This is a genomic window from Microcystis sp. M49636_WE2, assembly GCF_030065375.1.
Taxonomy (GTDB): domain Bacteria; phylum Cyanobacteriota; class Cyanobacteriia; order Cyanobacteriales; family Microcystaceae; genus Microcystis; species Microcystis aeruginosa_C.
Genome location: NZ_JASJFG010000795.1, coordinates 1 through 6,943, shown reverse-complemented (window position 1 = coordinate 6,943; position 6,943 = coordinate 1). Strand labels below are relative to the sequence as shown.

Sequence of the window (6,943 nt, the reverse complement as noted above, 5' to 3'; positions counted from 1 at the left end):
GTAGTTATGGGAACAGTTTGGACAACGATCGCCGCTTTGGTGGCCGCTATAGTTGCCTTTGCTTTTACCCGTACTATCGGCCGGGAATATACCGCCAAAAAATTTCAGGGAAAATGGCAAGCGATCGATGCAGAAATGCAGCAAGGCGGCCTATTTTATATGTTTGCTATCCGTCTATTACCGATTATTCCCTACGGTATCGTTAACTTTGTTGCGGGATTAACTTCTATCCGTTTTCGCGATTATTTCATCGGTACTTTATTAGGCACTGTCCCCGGAATTTTACCCTTTGTTATGATGGGTGCGGGCTTGAAATCTTTAGGAAAAGGCGATATATTGCCCCTGATGGTGGCTTTTACCCTTATTGCTCTGTTAGTAGGTGTGGGAACTTGGTATCGTCGTCGTCGGCAATTTCCCTTTCAGTGATCAGTTATCAGTTATCAGTTATCAGATTGGAGTTTTAAGTAGATAGTGTTAAGTGAAAACTTTGGCACTTTATTTTCACTGATCACCGGTTACTGGTTACTGTTCACCGATCACTGATCACTGATTCAAGCCTGACAACGATAAAATTAAGTTAGATTAGGAATATCCCGACTGAATCCTCATTGCTAAGGAGATAGCGTATCGATGCCTGCCGCAGATTATAAAGATTATTATGCCGTTCTGGGAGTAGGTAAAACTGCCAGCACTGAAGAAATTAAAAAAGCTTTTCGTAAATTAGCCGTCAAATATCATCCCGATCGCAATCCTAACGATAAAAGCGCCGAAGAACGTTTTAAAGAAATTAGTGAAGCTTACGAAGTCCTCTCCGATAGCGAAAAACGCCAAAAATACGATCAATTTGGACAATATTGGCAACAGGCCGGGCGATCAAATTGGCCGGGTGGTAATCCGGGGGTTGACTTCGGTTCGGCCGGTTTTGACTTTAGCCAGTACAACACCTTTGATGATTTTATCAATGAACTGCTCGGTCGCATGGGGCGCTCCGGCGGTACTCGCCCCAGTTCCCATTCCTACGGTACTCCGAGGGGAGGATTTGGCGATTTTAGCAATTTTAACGACTTTGCCGGCGCTCGTACTCCACCGCAATCCGTCACTTCTGGTGTCTCCACCGCTAAACTACGTCTGAGTTTTGGGGAAGCTTTACGAGGAGTACAAAAACGGGTTAATTTAGCCGGAGAAATGATCGATATCAAAATCCCCCCAGGAACTAAAACCGGTAATCGTCTCCGGGTACGGGGTAAAGGACTAATCGATCCCTTGAGTAAACAACGGGGAGATCTATTTCTCGATGTGGAATTAGAATCCCATCCTTTCTTTACTTTTGAAGGCGATAATTTGACCTGTGAAGTCCCGATTACCCCCGATGAGGCGGTTTTAGGCACAGCAATCGAAGTTCCTACCCCCGATGGCATGGTGACGATAAAAGTTCCCGCCGGTATTCGTTCCGGTCAATCCCTGCGCTTACGCGGCAAAGGTTGGATCGACAATAAAGGACAACGCGGCGATCAATTAGTCAAAATTGTCATCGATACTCCCAAAGAATTAACGGCGATCGAACGGGAATTATACGAGAAAATTAAATCTCAGCGTACCACCGATCCCCGTCGTCATCTCAGACAGGTGCAAATTTAAGTCCCTAGCTAGGGTTTGCCAAAACAGTTTTTCTTGGTCCTGTTTACTGTCTCTGGGGTTTATAAGTGGTTAGGTGTTAAAAATGGGTGCATCTCAATATTTCTGATTTTCTCTCACCTATAGGTGAGCAGCAGAAGTTGTTCAAAGAGGGCGAATGCAATTCGCCCCTACAATAATATTATTGCGCCAATGGTAGGGGCGCACTGCGTGCGCCCAAAATGTCATCTAGATATTTCGACCAAATTGAGATGCACCTGTTAAAAATCGTCAGTTCCCCCCCTTATCAAGGGGGGATTAAGGGGGGATCGGCACCCCCCTTATCAAGGGGGGATTAAGGGGGGATCGGCACCCCCCTTATCAAGGGGGGATTAAGGGGGGATCGGCACCCCCCTTATCAAGGGGGGATTAAGGGGGGATCGATCTAGAATTTAACCTTACTAGCCAACCAATTAGTAATTAATTTCGGGCTATTTTTTTTCACCCAATAGAGAGCATAAATTCTGAATATAGGCTTAGAAAAACGAGCGATCGCTTTCATAATAAAATTTAAGTAACGACGATGAAACTTTTTATTAATTAAATTTAACGAACCCACATCGTAAAGACAGTCGATGATAATTCTAAAAGTCGTTTCCTCTCTTTGGAATAAACTATCTATTAACAATAGCACTTCCTGAATCCGTTGCTGTTTAAGCTGTTCCTCTTCGGAAACAGCCGAGAGAATCTGCTGCTGCTTAGATAATTTACTATCCGATGGGGTTAACATGATATGGTAAGGAAAAAATTAACTTGTTTTGATTTTATCCCTATTTGCCGATTTTGCAAGACCAACCCCCCCATCTATCCCCATTTTTACGATAACACGGATCTTTCCTCTCCCATGCCGTCTTGACTGTGATTGCTGTGATTGTGTCATGGACTGTGATTGATTAAGAAAAATAGGGCAGAATAAAATTATGAAAGCTAAAATGAGGGCTGAATCATGAATGCTCCCTTAACCACAAGTTTACTTTAGCAGTACGGGAATTTACCACTGAAGCAATCTCTAAAATCCCTATATTGTGGCAAAAAATCAAAACCCAATAATATAATAAACTCAACCCTCATCACCCCTATTTTATCTATGGACCCTCTTACAGGAGCAGCGATCGCAGTTGGTTCGATTATTGCCACTAAAGCGCTAGAGAAAACTGGTGAAAAAGTGGGAGAGAAAGTTTGGCAACAAACAGGTAAGTTTATTGAAAATATGGAAAAATTTTACTGTCATTCAGCAACGCCGCATTTTTTGCTGAGTTGGTGGATAAGCTGTTATGCGTCTAAATTTGATATTTGTTTTGACCTGTTCCCTGTTCCCTTATCTTAACTAGAACTTTAAATGCGAACTAGCTTACTGCTGATCAAGAGGAAAATTAGCAATTTTAAGCAAAGCTAGAAGAAATTAAAGTAATAGCAGTTTAGAATTAATAAATACCATCTATTCAACTTTTGATTGCTAAATTTTGGCTCTTCCGGTTTCTGTGTGGAAACGAGATCTATACTGATAGTTTCTTCTGCAGCTCGACCGAGCTTCGCCGAACGTCAAAATAGTCTTAAAAGTCTTGTCCGGTAAACATTTTGCGATTCCATAAGCAAAAATTATCACACAAAGTCGAGAAGAGTCATTTATCCACATAACCCACCTCCCGTTCTGTGTTATCATTATACCATGCTCACACAGAACCTAGAAGAGCCAATTTTTATGGAAAACTTCTCTCTCACTCGTTTTCAAGCAGCCACTTCTCTCAAAGAAATCCATTTAACCTTATCTCCCTCCCCCCTGACAACCCAGAGAGAAATTGATGCTTTTTATCGACAGGAAATGAATGAGGTTAGAGGTGGGGATAAAATCAAACGTCTCAAACTAGGATTAGAACGAGCCTTAGAAGCTAAAGACTCTTATAAAGCTTGTTTAATGGGACATCCAGGGGTAGGTAAATCAACAGAATTAACCCGCTTAATTAATGATGCTGAGATTGACAATAAATTTCGTGCTATTCGATTTAGTATTCTAAGTGATCTTGATCCTCTTAATTTTAATCCCCTTGATGTTGTTTTGTTGATGGTAATTGAAATTGTCGAACAAACGGTTGCAATTGCTCAAAGACCAAGGGAAGAAAATTTACAAAATCTCTTGAATTGGTTTAATCAAGAAGAAATTACCCGTAAAGAAACTAGAGAAAGCAAAGTTACAATAGAAGCAGGAGGAGGTATTAAAGGGGATTCTCTTTGGTCGCAAATGTTAGGACTTTTTGCTTCTCTTAAGGGTGAATTACGCTTTGCTTCAACCAGAGAAAAAAAAGTAGTAGAATATCGCATTCGTCGATTTAATGATTTAATTTTCGTTGCCAATCAACTCCTTGATGATTGTAATCAAAAATTGCAAGAAAAAGAAAAACGTCAATGGTTAATAATCGGTGAAGATTTTGATAAAGCAGGTATTCCAACGGAAAGAATTACAGATTTATTTATTAAATACTCTAATATTTTTAAAGACTTAAATATTCATCTTATTTTTAATTTACCAATTGCATTGTATAATTCATCTCCAGCGATTCGTCTAGCTTTTCTCCCTGAAAATAGTCTGATCATTCCAGATACGGCTGTTTTTCATCAACAACAAAATCACTCTCCCAATCAACAAGGACGAAGTGCTGTGAGAAAAGTATTAGAAGTACGAGTTAATTCTGACTTATTTGAGCAGGGACAGATAGAACGTATTATTGTAGCTTCTGGAGGCAATATTAGGGATATTTTTTATTTAGTAAATTATGCCTCAGATACGGCAATTCTAGATAATAAAAAAACGATTGATGCCGATGCTGTTAACATTGCTATTAGCAATTTAAGAACAGAATACGAACGCCGTTTAGGGGATAGTAATTTTGACATTGATCACGTTAGTTATGACGATAAAGCTGCACTTTTAAAGCGAATTTACGACGGGGATAAAAAAGCACAAATTCCTAATGAAATATTATATGCTTTACTAAATGATCGGGCGATTCAAGAACTAGATAAAGGTAACGGTGAACGGTGTTTTGGGGTGCATCCTTTGGTCGTAGATATTTTAAATTCTCAAAATATTATTCCTTTTTCTTCTCAAGGAGGTGTTCCTGGTGGTACATCAAGCAAATAAATCTGAATTAATTCCGGGAAGTATTGCCGATACTATAGCACGGTTGTTATTGTGGAGTCAAAGGTGTTCCAGAAGTTTAGCACGGGTCGAATTTTCTTCGGAGTTTTCCCGTCAAAAAGTAATTAGAGAATTGCGGAATCAATTTAAAGAAAAAGAAATCCCTTTTCATGAAATTAAATTGCCTCTTTTGGAAAACCCTTCTGTTGTGTTTAATTTTCTTTTTAAAGAATTAGAAAATATAGCATCAGGTGTGGTTTCTATTAGTGGGTTTGAAACAGCCTTCGTCAAAGAAATTCCCTTGGTGGAAGCTTTACGGGTAATTAATTTTAATCGAGAGAATTTAGCCCAATTTAATCTAAGACAAATCTGGTGGATGTCTCGTCCATTTCATAGTACAGCAATTCGAGTTATGCCCGATTTAAACTCTTGGTTTTCGTTGCGGTTGTTCCTCACAGAAGATACTCTTAATATTTTCAACGTATTTTCGGGTCATGGTTTTTATGGTAACGGTGACAATGTAGTTGGTGATAAAATCAATGTTTTATCTAATCATAATTTACCGAATCGTGGGAGTAGGGAATTTATTGGTAGAGAAAGGGAATCACAACAAATTCATGACTTTTTAAATGAAGATAATCAATATACAATGATTGCTTTAAGTGGGATGGGGGGAGTTGGAAAAACAGAATTAGCGTTACAGTATGCTTGGAGAGAGTGGGATAATAAAACTTTTTTAGGGGGAATATGTTGGTTAAATGCCCTCAATAATGACCCAGGGATTCAGATTGTTGACTTTGCGAGTCAATATCTTAAGTTAATGCTACCAGATCAAGGCACATTGACGGAACGAGTCCGCTACTGTTGGCAACATTGGATAGAAGGAGATGTATTGATAATCTTTGATGATGTACGAGATTATGAACAAATTCAGCCTTACTTACCACCAAAACAAGATAAACGCTTTAAGGTATTAATTACAACTCGCTTTCACTATTTATCACAAGCAATACATACAATAAACCTAGGCCTGTTAACAGCAGAAGAGGGATTAAAATTATTAGAAATTTATCTAGGAAATGAACGCATTGATGCCGAGTTAGAACAAGCTAAAGAACTTTGTCAGGATTTAGGTTATTTACCTTTGGGGTTAGAATTGGTGGCAAGGCTGCTAAAACAGCGACAGGATTGGAAAATTAGCAAAATACGGCAGAAATTAGCCGAAAAAGGCTTAGATGAGCCAATCTTAGCCAAAAATACCAAGTTTGATACAGAAATGACTGGGGAAAGAGGGGTGAAAGCTGCCTTTAATCTCAGTTGGGAGGAGTTGAACAGCGAACCAGAAGCCCAAATTTTGGCACTTTACCTCAGTTTATTCGCTCTTGCGCCCTTTCCCAAGGGGATGATTCTGGATTTATTTCCCGATGAGGATGGGGATACAGTGGAGGAATGGTTAACCGATAGTTTAGTCCATCTGAGTTTGGTTAAGGATACGGGTGATGGTTGGTATGAAATTCATACCCTGCTGCGTCGCTATTTTCGGGATAAGTTAGAAGCATCATCCCACGCAGAACCCGCAAAACGCCGTTATTGTATTATTATGGCGAAGAAATCGGCGGAAATGCCCCAGAATCCGACTCTGAAAAAAGTTGAAGAATTTACACCTTTCATTCCCCATCTGCAAGCATCTGTCAAGGAATATTCAGAATATATTGCTGATGAGGATTTATTTTGGTCCTATACAGGTTTAGCTCGTTATTATGAAGGACAAGGATTGTATGCTGCTGCAGAACCCTACTATCAAGATTGTTTAACCGCAACTCGAACCCACTTAGGAGAAAATCATCCCGATGTGGCAGCTTCCCTCAACAATTTAGCAGGATTGTACGAATTCCAAGGCAGGTACAAAGAAGCGGAACCTCTCCATCTAGAAGCATTAGATTTGCATAAACGACTCTTAGGAGAAAATCATCCCGATGTGGCAACTTCCCTCAACAATTTAGCAGGATTGTACCGTTCCCAAGGCAGGTACAAAGAAGCGGAACCTCTCCATCTAGAAGCATTAGATTTGCATAAACGACTCTTAGGAGAAAATCATCCCGATGTGGCAACTTCCCTCAACAATTTAGCAGG

The 6,943-nt window shown here is 39.8% G+C and carries 6 protein-coding genes; 5 read left to right on the top strand and 1 reads right to left on the bottom strand.

Features of this window, described 5'->3' with window-relative positions; genetic code table 11:
• Together PX484_RS18205 and PX484_RS18200 are read left to right on the top strand one after the other, a co-directional pair.
• A partial coding sequence (locus PX484_RS18205; RefSeq protein ID WP_288105012.1) for a TVP38/TMEM64 family protein occupies positions 1 to 426 on the top strand: 426 nt, incomplete at its 5' end.
• 204 nt (positions 427 to 630) lie between these two features.
• Entirely contained in the window at positions 631 to 1,638 is a 1,008-nt protein-coding gene (locus PX484_RS18200) for a DnaJ C-terminal domain-containing protein (RefSeq protein WP_287766868.1), read from the top strand.
• Between the two features lie 421 nt (positions 1,639 to 2,059).
• On the opposite strand, the gene PX484_RS18195 is transcribed toward PX484_RS18200, so the two are convergent.
• Complete coding sequence (locus PX484_RS18195; protein ID WP_002781516.1) at positions 2,060 to 2,404, bottom strand: hypothetical protein; 345 nt, start codon at positions 2,402 to 2,404, stop codon at positions 2,060 to 2,062.
• A 357-nt stretch (positions 2,405 to 2,761) separates the two neighbouring features.
• On the opposite strand from PX484_RS18195, the gene PX484_RS18190 reads away from it, so the two are divergent.
• The 3 genes from PX484_RS18190 to PX484_RS18180 all read left to right on the top strand — a co-directional run.
• The gene (locus tag PX484_RS18190) at positions 2,762 to 3,001 is read left to right on the top strand and encodes a hypothetical protein (protein ID WP_069475261.1); all 240 of its coding nucleotides are present in this window, start codon (positions 2,762 to 2,764) and stop codon (positions 2,999 to 3,001) included.
• A 375-nt stretch (positions 3,002 to 3,376) separates the two neighbouring features.
• On the top strand, positions 3,377 to 4,813 hold the full coding sequence (locus tag PX484_RS18185) for a hypothetical protein (RefSeq protein WP_287766872.1): 1,437 nt from the start codon (positions 3,377 to 3,379) through the stop codon (positions 4,811 to 4,813).
• 646 nt (positions 4,814 to 5,459) lie between these two features.
• A partial coding sequence (locus PX484_RS18180) for a tetratricopeptide repeat protein (protein WP_502882764.1) occupies positions 5,460 to 6,943 on the top strand: 1,484 nt, incomplete at its 3' end.